This is a genomic window from Streptomyces sp. NPDC001514 (assembly GCF_053597075.1).
This window is the reverse complement of sequence record NZ_JBSFHO010000020.1, coordinates 103,619-121,606: the sequence shown is the minus strand read 5'-3', so window position 1 is coordinate 121,606 and position 17,988 is coordinate 103,619. Positions and strand designations below refer to the sequence as shown.

The following is a 17,988-nucleotide window of genomic DNA, read 5'->3' as shown; positions in this document are numbered from 1 at the left end:
ATGCGGATCAATCGCTCATTCGGGGCATGAGCCCCTGTCCGGAGGGGCTGTTCGATGGCCGATGTGACGGTGACGAGTGCGCTCGCCGCCGAGGCGTATGTGTACGGGTTTCCACTGGTGTACGAGCTCACGGTGGCCGGGGCCTTCGTCCGCAAGGGCATCGGGCCTCTGCCGCCCACCCCGTTCAACACGTTCGCGCATGCCCGGAAGCTCGCGGACCACCATGACTCGTTCGTGTCGGTCAACAACGACACCGTGTACTCGGTCGCGCAGCTCGATCTCTCCGGCGGACCGCTGGTGCTGCATGTGCCGGACAGCGGTGGGACATACCACGTGCTGCAGTTCGTGGACGCGTGGACCAACAACTTCGCGTACGTGGGCACGCGTGCGACCGGCACCGCGGAGGGGCGCTGGCTGGTCGCACCGCCCGGGTGGGCCGGCGAGGAGCCCGAGGGGGTGCGCGGGGTCGTCGACGCGCCGACCGCTGTCGTCACGGCCGTGGGACGGTGGGCCTGCGACGGGCCCGACGATCTGCCGCGGGTGAGGGCGTTGCAGGACGCACTCGCGGTCGAGCCGCTCGACGGAGCCGTACATCCGACGGGGCTGCCGACGCCGGAGCCCGGCGTTCCGGAGGCGCTCGGGTTCTTCGAGAAGCTGCGGGTGTGGCTGGGGGACTTCCCGCCGGCGGCCGCGGACGCCGCGTACCAGGAGCGGTTCCAGCCGCTCGGGCTGCTGGAGGAGGGGCCTTCGCCGTACGTGTCCCCGGATCCCGGGCTGGTGAAGGCGCTCAAGGACGGCTTCGTCGAGGGCCGGGACCTGGTCGGGCGGGCGGCACGGCCGTCGACGGACGCGGCACCCGGGGAGGCGCGGCCCCAGGGCGCAGCGCCCGGGGAGTGGCAACTCGACCCGCACGCCTACGACTACAACCTCGATCACTTCGGGATCGGCACACACGACTCCCCGCAGTGGAAGGCCGCCGACCGCGAGGAGTCGTACCTCCTACGGGCCGTGGCGGCGCGCACCACACTCTGGGGGTGCCACGGCTACGAGTCCGTTAGCGCACAGGTCTTCACCGACTCCGAGGGCGAGCGGCTGAACGGCTCGACGGCGTACACGCTGCGCTTCGAACAGCCGCCGCCGGTCGATTCGTTCTGGTCGGTGACGATGTACGACGCTCCGGACCACTATCTCGTCGCCAATCCCATCGAGCGGTACGCGATCGGCGACCGCACGCCCGGGCTCGTGTACGCCGACGACGGCTCACTCACCCTTTACCTCCAGCAGGACCGGCCGGACGATCCGGCCGAGGCCGCCAACTGGCTGCCCGCCCCGCCCGGCGACTTCCGGCCCATGGCCCGCCTCTACACGCCGAAGGCGCCGGTACTGGACGGGAGTTACCGGCTGCCGCCGATCGAGCCGCAGCGCGGGTGACCGGCCGTCGGTGACCGGCCCGGGGGCAGGTGCCCCCGGGCCGGTCAGCCCGCTCTCCAGTCAGTCGTCGTAGTGGATCAGCGACCGCACCATGCGGCACGTCGTGTCGGACGGCGGGTGGATGCCGATGCGCTCGGCGGTCGTGCGTATCCGGCGGTTGCTGGCGTTCCCCGGGTGGTAGACGCCCGTGTCGAGCAGGGCGATGGCGAGACGCATGGCCTTGAGCCGGCGGTTGTGGGTTTCGTACCACTCACGGGGCAGGCCCGCGGGCAGTGGCTGCTTGATCAGTTTCGCGCTCTTCACTGTCGTGGGCTTCCGCTTCGTCGTGACTGCGGCAACGGCCATCGGCGACCTCCTGGCGCGGTGGTTGGACCCTCACGAACTAGTTCGATTTTACCGTCGTCCACTGACAATCGCCGCTGGCCAGAGGGTGTTCGAGGGGCTGGTGGGAGTACCGTGGCGGGATGGAGATCTGGATCAATCCCGCATGCTCGAAGTGCCGCAGCGCACTGCACCTGCTCGACGAGGAGGGCGCCTCGTACACCGTGCGCCGCTATCTGGAGGACGTGCCCTCCGAGGACGAGATCCGCGAAGTCCTCGCGCGGCTCGGCCTCGAGCCCTGGGACATCACCCGGACCCAGGAGGCCGCCGCCAAGGAGCTGGGCGTGAAGGACTGGCCGCGCGAGGAGGCCTCGCGCGACCGCTGGATCGCGGCGCTCGCGGAGCACCCGAAGCTGATCCAGCGTCCGATCATCACGGCGGACGACGGCACGGCGGTGGTGGCCCGCACGGAGGAGGCGGTACGGGACGCACTGGGCCGCTGACCCGATCGCCCACCGCGGCCCTTAAAGGCCCAGCTCCGCGCTCACCTGCGAAAACTTAAGCCTCAGTTAAGGAAGTCACCCCTGTGACGGTTGAGCAGAGCGCTGGGCCTACTCGTACGTAACGGCACACGGACACCGATCCGGCCGCCGTTCACGGCCGGGGACAGGAGCTCTTACGTGTCGCGCAAGAAGACCCTCAGCGGTAAGAAGAAGATCGCCCTGCTCGTCGGCGCAGCAGCGCTCGTCGGCGGCACTGCGATTGTCATGACCGGGACAAGTCAGGCATCTGTGGCCTGCGACGGACTCGCCCAGGCGATTCGCAACAACGAGAACTTCATCGCCGGTCAACGGGCCAATCCCGACGCCCAGTCGGCAGCACGTATCGCCAACCGCGAGGCCGTGATCGCGCAGATCAAGGTCCAGCAGGGGGCGGCGGGCTGTGAGGTCGGCGAAGGCAGTGGGGAGGCCGGAGGCGGCCAGGCCGCTCCGCCGGCGCAGCCGCCGGCCGAGGAGCAGCCGCCCGGCATGGAGCAGCCGCCGGCCGACGAGGGCGCCGAGGAGCAGCCGCCCGCCGGTGACGCCGGCCAGGGCGCCGGAGCCGGAGAAGGAGGCGGTGCCGCCGGTGAGGTCGTCTGCGCCGGGTCGACCGTGACGCTGTCCGGCGAGGGCGGCGCCCCGGCCGCCTCCAGCAACCAGTTCCCGGTCGGGACCAAGCTGAAGGTGACCAACCTCGACAACAACAAGTCGACCACGGTCGAGGTCACTTCGGTCTCCGGCAGCTGCGCCCTGCTGAACAACGCGGCGTTCGAGCAGGTCCGGGAGCCCGGCAAGTTCCTGATCCGCAAGGCCAGGATCGAGCGGGTCGGCTGACCTGTCCGGTCGGCTGACCTGTCCGGTCGGCTGACCGGTCGGGTCGGCTGACCGAGCGAGATCGGGGGGACGGAGGGGCGGCTAGGCGGGCCGCCCCTCCGTTGCGGATTCCACGACGGGGTCCATGACGGACTCCGCCTCCGCCAGGATCTCCGTGATCCGCAGCCCGAGCCGTACGTCGCACGCATGCGCGTCCCCGCCCCGTACCGACTCGGTCAGCGCGTCCACCGCGGACCGGAACGAGCCGATCGCATCGCCCCACCTCGGCAGGGTCGCCCTCCCCCGCCCGCCCAGCAGCTCGATCGCCGCCCCGGACAGCTCCTGCGGCGCGCTCAGGCCCAGCGTCGCCGTGCTCGACGCACCGGACGCGTGTCGCAGGGCGAGGTGCACGGTGTCCGCCGGGCCGCGCAGCGCCGTCAGTCCGGTGACGTCTCCGAGCACGGGCAGCAGGACGGAGAGCACGTGCGGGCCCACGTCCCACAGCCCGCCCTTCTCGCGCCGCCACGGCGAGGCCGCGTACGGGCTCGTCGAGCCGTTCACGAAGAGCGAGCCGAGCCACTGCGCGCGCGCCGTGAACCAGCCTCCCGCCGCGGCCTGTTCGGCGATCCACGGCGCCGTGTCCGTCGCGAAACGCAGCGTGCAGAAGACGATGGACGCGACGCCCGTCGCCTCCGTCGCCGCCACGACCTCGCGCGCCCCTGCCACCGTGGTCGCGACGGGCTTGTCCAGCAGCAGGTGCCGCCCGGCCGCCGCCGCACGGGCCGCCAGTGGCGCCTGGACGTCCGGCGGCAGGGCGAACGCGACGGCGTCACTCGCCTCGATGAGGGCGTCCACGTCGTCGTACGCCTTGACGCCATGGGCGGTGGCCAGCGCGGCGGCGGCCTCGGGGCGCCGCCCCCACACCCCGCTGAACTCGGTCTGCGGATGCGCGGCGAGCGCCGGAGCCTGGGTGTGCTCCGCCCAAGGGCCGGTGCCGAGAAGTCCGATGCGCAGCTTCGTCATGCGGCCAGTCTGCACCCCGGCCCACCGTCGTGGCAGCGGTGTCCGCCCGACTTCCGAACAGCCCTGGTCGTCGGCAGTCCTGGAAAACCGTTGGCCGAACGGACGGTGACAGGTGTTACGTTGCCAGGGCCGGCCGCGGGACTCCGGCGTGACTTCCGAGACCTGCTTGTGACGCAATGATTTCGCTGTTCACGCCCCCATTCCCCGGCCGGCCTTCGCACACCTCCGGGGGACACGCATGGCGGACACGCGCACCGATCGGATCGCGGCCGAGGATGTGCTGCTCTTCGTCAACGCCGCGATCACGGCGACCGGGCAGCGCGAGTTCCGGTCCGAGGCATATGAGCAGCGGATCTCGCTGGGCTTCCTGCACGAGTACGTGCGGATCAACTACCGGCCGGTGTACGCGGCGGCGCTCGCGCTCGACATCAATGACCACAATGCCGTCCGGATCGTCGAGTGGCTGCTGCGCACGGCTGGCGAGGCGGACGCCCGTCAGCGGGCGGCCGAGGGGCGGCTGATCGCGGCGCGGATCGCGCTGCTGCCGCCGCAGCGCGTGTACCGGCTCTTCCGGGCGCTGCGTGCCGCCAAGGTCAACAACCGCCGCACCCGCGCGATCATGCGGGACTGGCTGGCGGCCCGGCCCGACCCTGCCCATGACGCGGTGAAGTACCGCCATGGGCTGAAGTCCACCGCCCGGCACGCCCACCTCTCCTTCCACGACACGGAGTTGGGGGACTTCCTCTTCGCGCCCGGGCGGCGCGTGCGCTACGAGCACCCGTATCTGGACGCCTTCCGCCGCGCGCACTACGAGCAGTCCGCGCTGTACGAGCTGCCGTTCACCGTCGCCGAGGGCTTCGCCGCCAAGCACGGCATCGCGCGCACCGCGTTCCTGGAGCGGATCGCACCCCGGATGACCCGGCTGGAGCGGCTGCGCGCGCAGCGCGCCGCCGGTCCGGGGGCCGATCTGGCGACGATGCCGCTGACCCGGCTCGCGCTGTACGTACTGTCGCTCGGCTTCGAGGAGCGCGGGGACCGCCGCACGGAGCTGACCGGCGCGCTGCGGGCGGCGGCGCGGCGCGCGGCCGGTCCGTACGCAGGCAGCTGGGGGCGGGTCGCGGCCGTCCTCGACGACAGTTACTCCGCCTCCGGCTCGGGCGTGAAGCGCCGCCGGCCCCTGGCGGTGGCGCTGGCCGGGCATTTTCTGCTGGAGGCGCTGGCGGGGACCTACACCGCGCTGTGGACGTCCGGCGGCACCGACCCGCTGCTGGTGCGGCCCTGGGGGCCGACGCCGCTCGGCGCGCGGATCGTCGACGCGCTGGAGAGCTCGCCCGACCGTCTGGTGATCGTCTCGGACGGCTGGGACAACGCGCCGCCGGGCCTGGCGGGCGAGGTGCTACGGGTCTGGCGCACCGGGCTCGACCCGGACGGGCGGACCGGGGTGGTTCATCTCAACCCCGTATACGACGCGGACGGATTCGACGTACGGCGGCTGGCGTCCGGTGTGCCGACCGCCGGGATCCGTGACGCGGAGGACCTGCCGGCGCTGGTGGAGCTCGCGCAGTTCGCGGAGGGGCGCACCGGCCTGGGTGAGCTCCGGGCTTATCTGGACCGCCGGGTGGCCCGGTTCCTGGCGGAGAGCGGCCTGGAGGAGGCCCGATGACGAGGATCGACCTCACGGGGCTGACGGCCCGCGCGGCGCAGGTGTGGGGCGGTATACGGCTCGTACCGCTGGTGCGGGAGGAGCCGCTCGAGGGGCTGCGGCTGCGGCACGAGGTGTACGGCGGCCACGGCGTCGTGGACGTCGGCCCGCGGACGCACTACGTCGGTTACATCCCGCACGGTTTCATCGCCGACTGGTCGGGCGACGGCGGGCAGTCGGCGGCCTACGGGACCCAGCTCGGCGACGAGGGGCCGGACCGGATCCCTGTGCGCCGCCACCACCGCATGGTCAAGCGCAGGAACGGGGGGAACCGGCTGCCCCGCGGCGGAGCCGCAAAATGTCGCTTCCTGCCGCTCCATCTCGCCCTGGAGGGCTATCTGGCGCTGCACTTCGGCGGGCCGTCCGTCGTCTGGGACGAGTGGTCCCAGCAGGCGGTGCGACGGGGGCTCTCGCCGCGCGCCGAGGCCGCGTACACGGGCCGGGAGGTGTACGGGCTGGCGGAGGCGCTGCGGGTCTTCGAGATCCATCCGGGGCAGTGCGGGGTGATGGTGTACGCGGCGGACGCGCTCGCCGCGGCGTTCGTCGTGCCGCATCCCGACGACTACCGCGCGCTGCATCCGTCCCTGCTGGAGGACCTGTACGGCGAGCTGGTCCATCAGTACGCCTTCTACGGACGCCCGGTGCCGGAGTTCACCGCGCGGATCGGGGACGGCCTGCAGCTGGAGACGCTCGCGGATCTGCGGGCGGCTGCCCGCGCCCAGGAGCGTGCGTGGGAGGAGGCGCACACGGGTCTGTTCGCCCGGGATCTGCTGGAGACGCCGTACGCCTTCGAGCGGGTGCACCGCATGGGGACGTACGCGCTCCACCGCTTCCTGCCTCCCTTCCACCGGGCCCAGGAGGCGTCGCAGCACATCGGTGAGCTGATCACGGACCACAAGGGGCGCACGGCCTATCTGAAGACGTTCCGGCTGTCGGAGAACCAGATCCGCCGCGGCCATCTGCTGCGCGTGCTGGCCGGGCACGACTGGCACCTGGGACGCACCGCGGAGGCGCTCGGCAGCAGCTACGCCGAGCTCGTCCGACGAATCCGGAATGCCGGATTCGAGTCACTGCTCAACGCCCATGTGGTCGCACAGAGATCGCGACAAACGAAGGAAACCTGAGTAACACGGGGTTCACAATCGGGCAACCGCCGGGAAATCCCGTGTTGCGAAGCTGCGGCCACACCCCGATGCACCGCAAAGGATGAGGCCCCGTGACCTTCAAGGCTGAGTACATCTGGATCGACGGCACCGAGCCGACGGCCAAGCTTCGCTCGAAGACGAAGATACTGGCCGACGGCGCAGAGCTGCCCATCTGGGGCTTCGACGGGTCCAGCACCAACCAGGCCGAGGGTCACGCCTCCGACTGTGTGCTGAAGCCGGTCTTCTCGTGCCCCGACCCGATCCGCGGCGGCGACGACCTGCTGGTGCTGTGCGAGGTCCTGAACACGGACATGACCCCGCACCCGTCCAACACGCGGGCGCAGCTGGTCGAGGTGGCGGAGAAGTTCACCGCCCAGGAGCCGATCTTCGGCATCGAGCAGGAGTACACCTTCTTCAAGGGCTCCCGTCCGCTGGGCTTCCCGGAGGCCGGTTTCCCGGCCGCCCAGGGTGGCTACTACTGCGGCGTGGGCTCGGACGAGATCTTCGGCCGTGACGTCGTCGAGGCGCACCTGGAGAACTGCCTGAAGGCGGGTCTGGGCATCTCCGGCATCAACGCCGAGGTCATGCCGGGCCAGTGGGAGTTCCAGGTCGGCCCGCTCGCCCCGGTCGTGGTCGCCGACCAGCTGTGGGTGGCCCGTTGGCTGCTCTACCGCACCGCCGAGGACTTCGGCGTCTCCGCGACCCTCGACCCGAAGCCGGTCAAGGGCGACTGGAACGGCGCCGGCGCGCACACCAACTTCTCCACGAAGGCGATGCGCGAGGGCTACGACGCGATCATCACCGCGTGCGAGTCGCTCGGCGAGGGCTCGAAGCCGCTCGACCACGTCAAGAACTACGGCGCCGGCATCGACGACCGGCTGACCGGTCTGCACGAGACGGCCCCGTGGAACGAGTACTCGTACGGCGTCTCGAACCGCGGCGCCTCGGTCCGTATCCCGTGGCAGGTCGAGAAGGACGGCAAGGGCTACATCGAGGACCGCCGTCCGAACGCGAACGTCGACCCGTACGTCGTGACCCGCCTGCTGGTGGACACGTGCTGCAGCGCGCTGGAGAAGGCCGGTCAGGTCTGATCCGTTCACACCCGCTCGCAAGGGGGCGCCCGCCGGTTTCCGGTGGGCGCCCCCTTCGCCGTGGTCAAGATCGCGCCAAGGTTGCGTCCGCCTTGTGAGAGAGGTCTGCTGCCGTCCTCCCCCATCTGCTTGAATGGGGGAATGGCCAGCCTTCAGAACATCGCGACGGGTCGCAGCGACCTCGAGCCGTTCTGGCCTTCCCGTCAGCACCACGACTTCGACCGTGTGTGTTGCCGCGCGAGGAACGTGTCGGCCCTCTAAAGCCCCCTGAGCTCTCCGAGCTCTCTGAGCCCCCTGTTCAGGTTCGGGCCTTCGGCCGACGCGCACGACGTACGTCCGTACTCCTCCGCGCGAAAGAGCTGACTCCTATGGCGAACACCCGTTCCCTCTCTGCTGCGACCACCACCACACGTGCCGGCGAGGGCCGGCACCGGCTCAGGGCCGTCGACCCGGACGAGGTGGTGCATGTCCCGGACTTCCTTCCGCCGGGCGCCACATGGCTCCCGGCGCCCCCGCACACGCTGCCCGCACTGCCGGGCCGACCGCCGATGGTCGGTTACCTCGTGCTCGTACCGGCCGATCAGCAGCCGCCCACCGTCGTCCACGACGCCGGAACGCCCACCGATGACGACGAAGGGCCGGTGCGGATCGACTCCTTCCGGCGCACCGCCGCCGTCGACGGGCGGGCGCTGGATCTCACGTACCTCGAGTTCGAGCTGCTCGCGCATCTGGTGGCGCACCCGCACCGGGTGCACACCCGCGACCAGTTGGTGACGACCGTGTGGGGCTACGGACATGTCGGCGACGGGCGGACGGTCGACGTCCACGTCGCCCGGCTGCGCCGCAAGCTGGGTGCCGAGCACCGCCACACGATCCAGACCGTGCGGCGGGTCGGCTACAAGTACGCGCCCTGAGGGAAGCGGGAGGGGGCCGCGCGGACGCCCGGGCCCCCTCCCTCCCGTCAGGCGGCCTTCGCCCGGGCCCTGGCTACCAGGCCCAGCGCGACGTCGACCGCGAGGAACACCAGCAGGCTGATGCCCAGCATCGGTACGAACCAGCCCACGACCGCCGTCGCCGCGGCAAGCGGCAGCAGCGCCGGGAGCGGCACCTTGCGCCAGGCGCCGCGCGGCATCGGCCGGCCCACGCTCAGCGTCCGCTCTTTGGTGGGCCTGCGCAGCCACCACATGCGGTAGCCCCAGACGATGAGCAGGATCAGCGCGACGGCGAGGGCCGCGAGGACGAGCTGGTTGGCCAGTCCGAAGAGATAGCCCATGTGGACGTCGATGCCGAAGCGGGTCAGCTTCGCGAGCAGCGGGTAGTCCGCGAAGCGCAGGGTGTCCATGACCCGTCCGTCGGCCGGGTCGACGGCGACGGAGTCGAGGTGTACCGGGAACTGGCGGTCGCGCTCCTTGACCACGTACCCCTGGCCCTCGCTGGGCAGCGTGATCTGGATCTGGTCGTCGACGCCTTCGGCCCTGGCCGCCTCGACGACCTTGTCGAGACCGACGTCCTGGCCGGTGGCGGGCTTGGGGGTGCCGTGTCCGGCCCCGTGGCCCTCGTGGCTGCCGCCGGAGTCTCCGCCCTCGAGGGCGGCGGAGACGGACGGGGTGGCACCGCCGAGCCCGGTCTGGATCTGGTCGATGTTCGCTCCGGCGTACGTCGACCAGGTCAGGCCGGTGGCGGAGAGGACGACGAGACCGATGACGGCCCACATGCCGACGGAGCCGTGCCAGGAGAGGGTCCTGCGGCGGCCGGTGGCGGAGCCGTCGGGCACCAGGAGCGCCTTGCGGCTGTTCCGCTTGCGCCCGATCCAGAGCAGCAGACCGCCCAGGGCGACGACCCACATCCAGCTGGCGGCCGCCTCGCTGTAGATCCGGCCGGTCTCACCGAGCTGCAGGTTCGAATGGAGCCCCGACAGCCAGGTGCGTATCGGCAGTGCGTCGCCGGAGGTCTCCAGCTGTCCGCGCACCTTGCCGGTGTAGGGGTCGACGAAGACGGTGAGGTTCTTGTCCTCGGCGACCTCGGGACTCTCCATCAGGACCCGGGTGGTCGCGCCCTCCTCGGAGGAGGGCCACACGGCGGTCACCGTGCCCTGTGGATGAGCCTCGCGGGCCGCGGCGACCTGGGTGTCGAGCGGGATGGTGCTCTTGCCGGCGTCGGTCGTCAGTTCATGGCTGTAGAGCGCCTTTTCCGCCGGCAAGGACAGCGCGTACAGCAGTCCGGTGGCGGCTGCGACGAACAGCAGCGGGGCGATGAGGACGCCCGCATAGAAGTGGATACGCAGCACGAGCGGGCGCAGTGCGCTCCACGTGGAGGTGGGGCCGGTCGGGCTGGTCGGGGAGCCGGCCGTCGGCTCGTCCGGCTTTACGGGGTCGTCAATGGCCATGATGGTCCTTGGAGTTGGCGTTGACATGGGGGAATCGGCCCCCGGCTGTCAGACGAGTGCTCCAGGGGCCGTGGCGCGGTTGAACGGGCGGCCGGGCGGGCCGCGCCGCGAAAGGGCATGCGCGAGGACGACGCCGTGAAGACGGCGGGTACGGGGGCGCGGGCGTACTGCGTGCGGGAGTTCCGGTACGCGTACGGTCGCGAGCAGGAGCCGGAGGGGCGCGAAGGCGAGCGTGCCGATCGTGCGGGCCAGCCGGAACAACGCGACTTCGCCGTGCGCGAGCCAGAGTGTGCACACGGCCGCAGCGACGAGGTGGGCGGCGAGCATGCCGGCGGAGTCGGCGCCGTACGCGGCGGTGGCACTCGCCATCGCCTCGGCCGCCATGGGGTCCGCGCCGATGGTGTGCGCGGCTCCGCCGGCGTGGGCGGAGTGCGGAAGCGGGGTGGTGTGCGCATCGGAGCCGGCGAACAGCAGATGCACCGCGCCCTGGACGGTCAGCAACCCCGTACCGATGGAGAAGGCTCCCCGGCGCCGTGTACCCGCGAGCCAGGCCACACCCCCGCTCACCGCGAACGCGAGCATCAGCACGGAGGCCGGCAACTCATGCCCGGACAGGGAGGAATGCCCCACCGCGGCCAATACCGTGCACACCGCCGCAAAGAGTGCGGCTCGCAGGGCGCGCATGGGCGACCGGGCATTCGTCATGGCCCGGACATGGTGCCATCCGGTCCGCCGGTAACGGCAGAGGGGTGCACCGGCCGAGGTCCCTGGAGCGGATTCCCGGGGGGCCGGCTCCCCCCGGGGGCCGACTCCCCCCGGGGGCCGACTCCCGTGGCAGACGATTCCCCTGTGAGCGGATTTTCCTCGGAGCGGAATGTGACGACGCGGGAGCCGCGGCACGGCAGAGTCCGGAGCATGAGGCTTCTGATGCTGGGCGGGACGGAGTTCGTGGGGCGGGCGGTCGTGGACGCGGCGCTCGCCCGCGGCTGGCAGGTGACCGTGTTCCACCGGGGGCAGCACGAGGCGCCGGAGGGCGTGTCCGTGCTGCGCGGCGACCGCACCGCGCCCGATGGGCTGAGGGCGCTGGCGGAGGCGAAGGGCGACTGGGACGTCGTCGTCGACACCTGGTCGTCCGCGCCCTCCGCCGTGCTGGAGGCGGCGCGGCTGCTCGCGAACCGCGCGGGGCGGTATACGTACGTGTCCAGCCGCTCGGTCCACGCCTGGCCGATGGCCCCCGGCCTGGACGAGGACGGCCCCCTGGTCGAAGGCTCCGCGGCCGATGCCGGGTCCACCGACTACGCCCACGACAAGCGGGGCGGTGAGCTGGCCGCGGTGTCGGCCTTCGGCGAGGACCGCTCGTTGCTGGCACGGGCGGGTCTGATCCTCGGCCCCTGGGAGAACGTGGGCCGGCTGCCCTGGTGGCTGAAGCGGGTGGCCAGGGGCGGCCCGGTGCCGGCTCCCGGGCCGCGTGACCTGCCGCTGCAGTACATCGACGTACGCGACCTCGCGGAGTGGCTCCTCGACGCGTCGGAGAAGGGACTGTCCGGCGCGTACAACCTCGTCAGCCCGCCCGGGCACACGACGATGGGCGAACTGCTGGCGGAGTGCGTCCGCGTGACCGGCTCGGACGCGGAACTGCGCTGGCTCGACGAGGAGACGATCGCCGCGGCCGGAGTGGAGCCGTGGACGGACCTGCCCATCTGGATCCCCCGGGGCGAGTCGCACGACGCGATGCACCGCGCGGACGTGTCGAAGGCGCTGGCCGCGGGCCTGCACTGCCGGCCGGTCGCGGAGACGGTCGCGGACACCTGGGCCTGGCTCGGGTCGCTCAGCGGCGAGCCCCCGCTACGCGCGGTCCGCAGCGCCGCCGGCCTCTCCCCCGAGCAGGAGTCGGCACTGCTTCCCGAATCCTGACCGTCGCCACGGGCGGGCGACAACAGGGCCGACCGGACCGGTGATCGAGCGGTCCCGCGCGGCCTTGCGCCTTGTCGCTCATTCCGTCCGGTTTGCGAATGGAGATTTCTACGAATTCCAACTCCGGTTGAACGGGCCGCCGACGGGGTCCGTATGGAACGGCGCTACGCCCCCCCGGGATTGGAGTTCCATGGGACGCACATCACGCAAACGCTCTACGCTGGCACACCGGGCGATCGCCGCCTCGGCTGCCCTGATTCTGGGCGGGGGTGGGCTGGTGGCGGTCAATTACTACGCATCCGCGGGTGAGGGCTGGAGCTGGACCGGTCAGCGTCCGACCCAGACCACGAATGCCGGCCAGTCCGTTTCGACCATCGACTGTCCGGACGTCGGCAATGAACTTCCGGAAGTACCCCAAGGAGTACGCGGGTCGGTCGACCGTGAACTGGCCACGCTCGACACCCAGATCACCACCGCCTATCAGCGGTTCGCCCAGAACAAGGAACGGATCGAGAGCGATCCCTCCTTCGGCGAGCAGCAGATTCTGGCACCGCTGAGAAACGAGCGACTGGTCATCATCCAGCGGATCGTCGCCCTCATCGACCAGGAGGCCGACAAACCGCAGAACCTCGAAAAACTGGCTCCCTGCACCCTGCGCGCCGACGACAACGGCGGCGCCGGGAACGACGGCGGTCAGGACCAGGGCCAGGGTCAGGACGCCGGCCAGGACGGCGGCCAGGACCAGGGCGGCGACCAGGGCCAGGGTGACGGCGACCAGGACAACGGCGGTCAGGCCGGCAACGGCCCCGAGGAGGCCGACTTCGTCGACATCCAGGACGTCCAGCCGAATGTCCAGAACCCCCGCAAGCTCCGGGGCGCCTCCCGAGGCACCTTCACCACCGACTGCGGGCGGAACCAGAACGGCAAGTTCAATCCGGACAATGTCATCGTCGCTCCCGGTGTGAGCAATGGTGCACACCATATGCACGACTACGTCGGCAACCAGGCGAACGACGCCTTCGCGAGCGACGACGATCTGGCCAACGGTGCCACCACCTGCCGCAATCAGGGCGACAAGTCGACTTATTACTGGCCGGTGCTGCGCGTGCAGAACGGCCAGGACGAGAACGACGCGAACGCCGACGGTGGCGGCAAGGACCGGAACGTCGGAGAGATCCAGACCCCGGCCCAGGTCACACTGAATTTCGTGGGAAGTCCGGTCGGCAAGGTCACGGCCATGCCGCGTTTGCTCCGGATCATCACCGGTGACGCCAAGGCCTTCGTGAACGGGGACGCCAATGCGAATGCGTCCTGGAGCTGCACGGGATTCGAGGACCGGCAGCTGAAGGACAAGTACCCGATCTGCCCCGAGGGCAGTCAGGTGGTGCGCACATTCAAGTTCCAGAGCTGCTGGGACGGACAGAACACCGACAGTGCCAACCACCGCACCCATGTCGCATTCGCGGATGCCAACGGTCGCTGCCAGAACGGTTTCAAGGCCATTCCGCAGCTGGTCCAGCGGATCGTCTACGACGTTCCGCCGCCCGCCTTCGGCGGGGACAACCCCAGCGTGTTCGCTGTCGACTCCTTCCCGGAGCAGCTGCACAAGCCGATCACGGACCACGGCGACTTCATCAACGTCTTCGACGAGAGCCTGATGAACAAGGTCGTGAAGTGCATCAACGAAGGCCGTAGGTGCCGCTGACCGAGCCGGCGCCGAACCTCCCGCTCCCGGGCTGAGCCCGGAGGTTCGGCGCCTTCCCTCCCCCACGTCCTCCCCCCACGTCCTCCTCCTGCCCGTCCCCCCTCCCCCCACATCCCTCAGACCTGCGCGGCCTGCTCAGTGATGGCCGGAGTGCCCCTCCTCGCTACCCCCATGACCACCGCTACTCCCCTGGTGCTGGTCATGCGAGGAGCCGGTCTCCACGGTCCCGCCGAGCCGGCCGCGCAGCGCTGCGACCACCTTCGCGTCACCGACCGCGACCCACTTCCTGCCGACGAGATACGAGCCGCCGTAGTCATTGGCCTCGTTGATCCACTCGCGCTGGCCGCGGTCGGTGGCGAAGGTGGCCAGCACATACTTGCCGTCGCCCGTCGTGCAGTTGGCCTGCCGCAGCTCCTTGGCGTCCGTCTGGATGTTCGGCTCGCACTTGGCCTGCGCGGCCAGCTGTTCCAGGGTCCCCGTCGCCGTCTTCGGCGCGTCGGGGGCCTTTTCGTCATCCGCGCCGCAGGCGGTGAGGGCCGTGGCGGCCGTCAGGACCAGTGCGGCCAGGGCTATCGGGGTGGTGGTTCGCCGTCGTTCCGTACGCATCTCGCCATCGTGCCCGCTCGGCGCCCTGGTGCGCTGGCGAACGCCGGGTAACGTGCGCTCCCGCACGCACCTGTTGTCTCCTGAGCAACACGGAGGAGCGCCGATGACCGCGCTGTCGAGACGTTCGCTGCTGGGCACCGTGGGAGCCGTCGGAGCGGGTGCGGCGTACGCATCCCCCGCTTCGGGAGCCTCGATGAGCGCGCGTAAGAGTCCGGGTTCAGAACCAGGTACGGGCACAGGTACGGGACCAGGACCAGGACCAGGTACGGGTATGAGTACGGCTCCGGCCCACAGCGCGCTCCGGCGCCTGCTCCCCTGGCACGCGGACCAGTTCCGCCTCACCCTCCTCCCCGCCCTCCCGGGCGCCACCGGTTCCGAGCGCTTCCGCGTGTCCGGCGCCACCGGACGCATCGAGGTCGAGGGCACCAGCCCGGCCGTCCTGCTCACCGGCGTCCACTGGTACCTCAAGTACGTGTGCGGAGCCCATGTCTCCTGGTCCGGCAGCCAACTGGACCTCCCGCACCGGCTCCCGGCCCCCGACCGCACCCTGGAGCGTGAAGCCACCGTCCCGCACCGCTTCGCCTTCAACGACACCCACGACGGCTACACCGCCCCGTACGCCGACTGGCCGCGCTGGGAGCGGCTGATCGACGTCCTCGCCCTCCACGGCTGCAACGAAGTGCTCGTGACGGCGGGCCAGGAGGCCGTCTACCACCGGCTGCTGCTCGACTTCGGCTACTCCGACACCGAGGCGCGCACCTGGCTGCCCGCCCCCTCCCACCAGCCGTGGTGGCTGCTGCAGAACATGAGCGCGTACGGCGGTCCGCCGAGCCCCGAGCTGATCGCCAAGCGCGCCGAGCTCGGCCGGAGGATCGCCCACAGGCTGCGCGAGCTCGGCATGTCGCCCGTCGTGCCCGGCTATTTCGGCACCGTCCCCGACGGCTTCGCCGCCCGCAATCCCGGCGCCCGCACCGTCCCCCAGGGCACCTGGAACGGTCTGCGGCGCCCCGACTGGCTCGACCCTCGCACCGACACCTACCAGCACGTCGCGGCCGCCTTCTACCGTCACCAGCAGGAACTCTTCGGAGAGGTCCGGCACTTCAAGATGGACCTGCTCCACGAGGGTGGCTCGGCGGGCGACGTGCCCGTACCGGAGGCCGCCCGTGCCGTGGAGCGCGCCCTGCGGACCGCCCGCCCCGGCGCGCTGTGGATGATCCTCGGCTGGCAGACCAACCCCCGCCGCGATCTGCTCGAGGCCCTCGACAAGCGCCACCTTCTCGTCGTCGACGGTCTCTCCGACCTCGATGCCGTCACCGACCGCGAGAAGGACTGGGGAGGAGCGCCGTACGCCTTCGGCACCATCCCCAACTTCGGCGGCCGGACCACACTCGGCGCCAGGGCCCACATCTGGACCGAACGGTTCCCGGCATGGCGCGACAAGCCGGGCTCCTCCCTCGCCGGCACCGCCTACATGCCCGAGGCCGCCGAACGGGACCCGGCGGCGCTGGAGCTGTTCTCCGAGCTGGCGTGGCGGACGGAGACGGTCGACCGCGACGAGTGGTTCGCGTCGTACGCCGATCTGCGCTACGGCGGCCGGGACGACGCGGCCCGCCGGGCGTTCGCCGCGCTGCGGGACTCGGTCTACCGGATCAGCAGCCGCGACGGCCGCCCGCACGACTCGATCTTCACGGACCGGCCGTCGCTGACCGCCGCGTCCGGCACCAACTACGCGACCGGGACCCCCGCCTACAACCCCGGCGTCCTCGACCGGGCCTTCGCGGCGCTCCTCGGCGTGCGGCCGGCCCTGCGCGGCTCCGACGCGTACCGCTACGACCTCACCGACCTCGGCCGTCAGGTTCTCGCCAACCGCTCCTGGCAGCTGCTGCCGCATCTCCGGTCCGCCCACGGACGCGGGGACCTGGCGGCCTTCCGGACCCTGGCCCGGCTGTGGCTGAAGCTGATGCGGCTGAGCGAGGAGATGGCCGGCTCGCACCGTGCCTTCCTGCTCGGGCCGTGGCTGGAGGACGCCAGGCGCATGGCCGGTTCGGACGGCGAGCGCGCGCAGTTGGAGAGGACCGCCCGCGTCCTCGTCACGACCTGGGCGGACCGTGCCACGGCGGACGGCGGGAGGCTCGCGAACTACGCCAACCGTGACTGGCAGGGGCTGATCGGGGACTTCCATCTGCCGCAGTGGCAGGCGTTCCTCGACGAGCTCGAGGACGCGCTGGCCCAGGGCCGCCCGCCGAAGGCCTTCGACTGGTACGCGGTCGAGGAGCCGTGGACACGGGAGCGGAAGAGGTATCCGCTGCGCCCGCAGCACGATCCGTACCGGACGGCGCGCCGTGTGTACGAGATGCTGGCCCGCGCGCCGTACCAGGGCAGGGTCACCGTCACAACCGCGCCCGAGGTGCTGGCGCCCGGCGGTACGTCCGAGCTCACGGCCTCCTTCCGCAATGTGAACGGTCTGCGCGCGACCGGCCCCGTCGGCTTCACCGTCACCGTCACCGGGCTCGGCGAGCTGCCGCCCCGCTCCCTGCCGTCCGTCCCGGCGGCCGGCTCCGCGAAGGTGGCCTGGACGGTCCAGGGCCCGCCCGGTCCGCTCACCTCCCCGCTGGAGCCGCTCCCGTACGAGCTGAGCGCCTCCTACGGCCCGGAGGGCGAGGATCCGGTCACCGCCGTGCAGCGGGGGGATCTGTTCCTCGCCGGGCCGCTGTCCGCGGGGTGGCGTACGCATTCGAGCAACTCGGCCGTGTTCGGGCAGCTGGGCGGGCGCTTCGCGATCAACGGCAGCGGCGGGGACCTGTGGCGGACGACCGAACAGTTCGGTGCGGTGTACCGGGAGGGTGTGCTGCGGGACGGCGGCAGCCTCACGGCCCGCGTGGACGCGCAGACGGCGACCGGCCCGTGGGCGCGGGCGGGCATCGCCGTACGCAACCGCCTGGCGGCGTCCGGCTCACCCGGCTTCCTCGACCTCGCGGTCACGCCGGCGAACGGTGTGGTGCTCTCGTACGACACGGACGGCGACGGCAGGCTCGACCGTTATCAGCGCGTCGCGGGCGTGGCGGCGCCTGTGCTGCTGCGTCTGAGCCGCTCGGGCGCCTCCTTCACCGGCGCGTTCTCCGCCGACGCCGGTACCTCGTGGCGCCCGGTCGCCACGGTCACGGTGCCGGGCGCCGCGGCGGCACAGGACGCGGGCCTCTTCATGACGGCCGCGCACGGCGGCAGCGGGGCGCGGGGCACGGTCGAGTTCAGCGGGGTGGAGGGGTGGCCCACGGCCTGACCACCGCAGGCCCCCTCGTCCCGCGAGGCTTC

16 protein-coding genes are annotated in these 17,988 nt (G+C 71.3%); 11 read left to right on the top strand and 5 right to left on the bottom strand.

Annotation, left to right across the window (positions count from 1 at the left end; translation table 11 throughout):
- Window positions 1-54 precede the first annotated feature (54 nt).
- Window positions 55-1,431: a DUF1254 domain-containing protein gene (locus ACWCXB_RS21955; protein WP_450725134.1), complete on the top strand. Its 1,377-nt coding sequence runs from the start codon at window positions 55-57 to the stop codon at window positions 1,429-1,431.
- A 60-nt stretch (window positions 1,432-1,491) separates the two neighbouring features.
- Here the strand turns inward: ACWCXB_RS21955 and ACWCXB_RS21950 are convergent, their stop codons facing one another.
- Entirely contained in the window at window positions 1,492-1,776 is a 285-nt protein-coding gene (locus ACWCXB_RS21950) for a hypothetical protein (protein ID WP_450725133.1), read from the bottom strand.
- Between the two features lie 119 nt (window positions 1,777-1,895).
- Between ACWCXB_RS21950 and ACWCXB_RS21945 the strand changes: the two genes are divergently transcribed.
- The gene (locus ACWCXB_RS21945; RefSeq protein ID WP_450725132.1) at window positions 1,896-2,255 is read left to right on the top strand and encodes an arsenate reductase family protein; all 360 of its coding nucleotides are present in this window, start codon (window positions 1,896-1,898) and stop codon (window positions 2,253-2,255) included.
- Between the two features lie 177 nt (window positions 2,256-2,432).
- The gene (locus tag ACWCXB_RS21940; RefSeq protein WP_450725131.1) at window positions 2,433-3,125 is read left to right on the top strand and encodes a hypothetical protein; all 693 of its coding nucleotides are present in this window, start codon (window positions 2,433-2,435) and stop codon (window positions 3,123-3,125) included.
- An 81-nt stretch (window positions 3,126-3,206) separates the two neighbouring features.
- On the opposite strand, the gene ACWCXB_RS21935 is transcribed toward ACWCXB_RS21940, so the two are convergent.
- Complete coding sequence (locus ACWCXB_RS21935) at window positions 3,207-4,127, bottom strand: Gfo/Idh/MocA family protein (protein ID WP_450725130.1); 921 nt, start codon at window positions 4,125-4,127, stop codon at window positions 3,207-3,209.
- A 238-nt stretch (window positions 4,128-4,365) separates the two neighbouring features.
- Here ACWCXB_RS21935 and ACWCXB_RS21930 point away from each other — a divergent pair, with 238 nt between their 5' ends.
- From ACWCXB_RS21930 to ACWCXB_RS21910, 5 genes are all read left to right on the top strand, one after another.
- On the top strand, window positions 4,366-5,790 hold the full coding sequence (locus tag ACWCXB_RS21930) for a hypothetical protein (protein ID WP_450725129.1): 1,425 nt from the start codon (window positions 4,366-4,368) through the stop codon (window positions 5,788-5,790).
- Window positions 5,787-6,953: an ARPP-2 domain-containing protein gene (locus ACWCXB_RS21925; protein WP_450725128.1), complete on the top strand. Its 1,167-nt coding sequence runs from the start codon at window positions 5,787-5,789 to the stop codon at window positions 6,951-6,953. Before ACWCXB_RS21930 ends, ACWCXB_RS21925 begins: the two co-directional genes overlap by 4 nt.
- 92 nt (window positions 6,954-7,045) lie before the next feature.
- Window positions 7,046-8,065, top strand: a complete 1,020-nt coding sequence (gene glnII / locus ACWCXB_RS21920) for a glutamine synthetase (RefSeq protein ID WP_450725127.1) — start codon at window positions 7,046-7,048, stop codon at window positions 8,063-8,065.
- Between the two features lie 81 nt (window positions 8,066-8,146).
- Window positions 8,147-8,326, top strand: a complete 180-nt coding sequence (locus ACWCXB_RS21915; RefSeq protein WP_450725168.1) for a hypothetical protein — start codon at window positions 8,147-8,149, stop codon at window positions 8,324-8,326.
- 107 nt (window positions 8,327-8,433) lie between these two features.
- Window positions 8,434-8,979: a winged helix-turn-helix domain-containing protein gene (locus ACWCXB_RS21910; protein ID WP_450725126.1), complete on the top strand. Its 546-nt coding sequence runs from the start codon at window positions 8,434-8,436 to the stop codon at window positions 8,977-8,979.
- 47 nt (window positions 8,980-9,026) lie between these two features.
- Here the strand turns inward: ACWCXB_RS21910 and ACWCXB_RS21905 are convergent, their stop codons facing one another.
- Window positions 9,027-10,451 carry a PepSY-associated TM helix domain-containing protein gene (locus tag ACWCXB_RS21905; protein ID WP_450725125.1) on the bottom strand — a complete coding sequence of 475 codons (1,425 nt, stop codon included), beginning with the start codon at window positions 10,449-10,451 and terminating at the stop codon, window positions 9,027-9,029.
- A 48-nt stretch (window positions 10,452-10,499) separates the two neighbouring features.
- The gene (locus ACWCXB_RS21900; RefSeq protein ID WP_450725124.1) at window positions 10,500-11,156 is read right to left on the bottom strand and encodes a hypothetical protein; all 657 of its coding nucleotides are present in this window, start codon (window positions 11,154-11,156) and stop codon (window positions 10,500-10,502) included.
- Between the two features lie 210 nt (window positions 11,157-11,366).
- On the opposite strand from ACWCXB_RS21900, the gene ACWCXB_RS21895 reads away from it, so the two are divergent.
- Complete coding sequence (locus tag ACWCXB_RS21895) at window positions 11,367-12,365, top strand: NAD-dependent epimerase/dehydratase family protein (protein ID WP_450725123.1); 999 nt, start codon at window positions 11,367-11,369, stop codon at window positions 12,363-12,365.
- Window positions 12,366-12,555: 190 nt separating this feature from the next.
- A complete protein-coding gene (locus tag ACWCXB_RS21890) occupies window positions 12,556-14,070 on the top strand; it encodes a DUF1996 domain-containing protein (protein WP_450725167.1) in 1,515 nt (504 codons plus the stop codon).
- A gap of 135 nt (window positions 14,071-14,205) precedes the next feature.
- Here the strand turns inward: ACWCXB_RS21890 and ACWCXB_RS21885 are convergent, their stop codons facing one another.
- Window positions 14,206-14,676: a hypothetical protein gene (locus tag ACWCXB_RS21885; RefSeq protein WP_450725122.1), complete on the bottom strand. Its 471-nt coding sequence runs from the start codon at window positions 14,674-14,676 to the stop codon at window positions 14,206-14,208.
- 103 nt (window positions 14,677-14,779) lie between these two features.
- On the opposite strand from ACWCXB_RS21885, the gene ACWCXB_RS21880 reads away from it, so the two are divergent.
- Entirely contained in the window at window positions 14,780-17,956 is a 3,177-nt protein-coding gene (locus ACWCXB_RS21880) for an alpha-N-acetylglucosaminidase (RefSeq protein ID WP_450725121.1), read from the top strand.
- The last annotated feature ends 32 nt before the right edge of the window (window positions 17,957-17,988 follow it).

Excerpts from the sequence above, each read along its gene's own strand:
- ACWCXB_RS21910 (WP_450725126.1), top strand. The coding sequence starts at position 8,434 with ATGGCGAACACCCGTTCCCTCTCTGCTGCGACCACCACCACACGTGCC.
- ACWCXB_RS21880 (WP_450725121.1), top strand. The coding sequence starts at position 14,780 with ATGACCGCGCTGTCGAGACGTTCGCTGCTGGGCACCGTGGGAGCCGTC.
- ACWCXB_RS21895 (WP_450725123.1), top strand. The coding sequence starts at position 11,367 with ATGAGGCTTCTGATGCTGGGCGGGACGGAGTTCGTGGGGCGGGCGGTC.
- ACWCXB_RS21885 (WP_450725122.1), bottom strand. The coding sequence starts at position 14,676 with ATGCGTACGGAACGACGGCGAACCACCACCCCGATAGCCCTGGCCGCA.
- ACWCXB_RS21950 (WP_450725133.1), bottom strand. The coding sequence starts at position 1,776 with ATGGCCGTTGCCGCAGTCACGACGAAGCGGAAGCCCACGACAGTGAAG.
- ACWCXB_RS21945 (WP_450725132.1), top strand. The coding sequence starts at position 1,896 with ATGGAGATCTGGATCAATCCCGCATGCTCGAAGTGCCGCAGCGCACTG.
- ACWCXB_RS21935 (WP_450725130.1), bottom strand. The coding sequence starts at position 4,127 with ATGACGAAGCTGCGCATCGGACTTCTCGGCACCGGCCCTTGGGCGGAG.
- ACWCXB_RS21905 (WP_450725125.1), bottom strand. The coding sequence starts at position 10,451 with ATGGCCATTGACGACCCCGTAAAGCCGGACGAGCCGACGGCCGGCTCC.
- ACWCXB_RS21890 (WP_450725167.1), top strand. The coding sequence starts at position 12,556 with ATGGGACGCACATCACGCAAACGCTCTACGCTGGCACACCGGGCGATC.
- ACWCXB_RS21930 (WP_450725129.1), top strand. The coding sequence starts at position 4,366 with ATGGCGGACACGCGCACCGATCGGATCGCGGCCGAGGATGTGCTGCTC.
- ACWCXB_RS21900 (WP_450725124.1), bottom strand. The coding sequence starts at position 11,156 with ATGACGAATGCCCGGTCGCCCATGCGCGCCCTGCGAGCCGCACTCTTT.
- ACWCXB_RS21955 (WP_450725134.1), top strand. The coding sequence starts at position 55 with ATGGCCGATGTGACGGTGACGAGTGCGCTCGCCGCCGAGGCGTATGTG.
- ACWCXB_RS21925 (WP_450725128.1), top strand. The coding sequence starts at position 5,787 with ATGACGAGGATCGACCTCACGGGGCTGACGGCCCGCGCGGCGCAGGTG.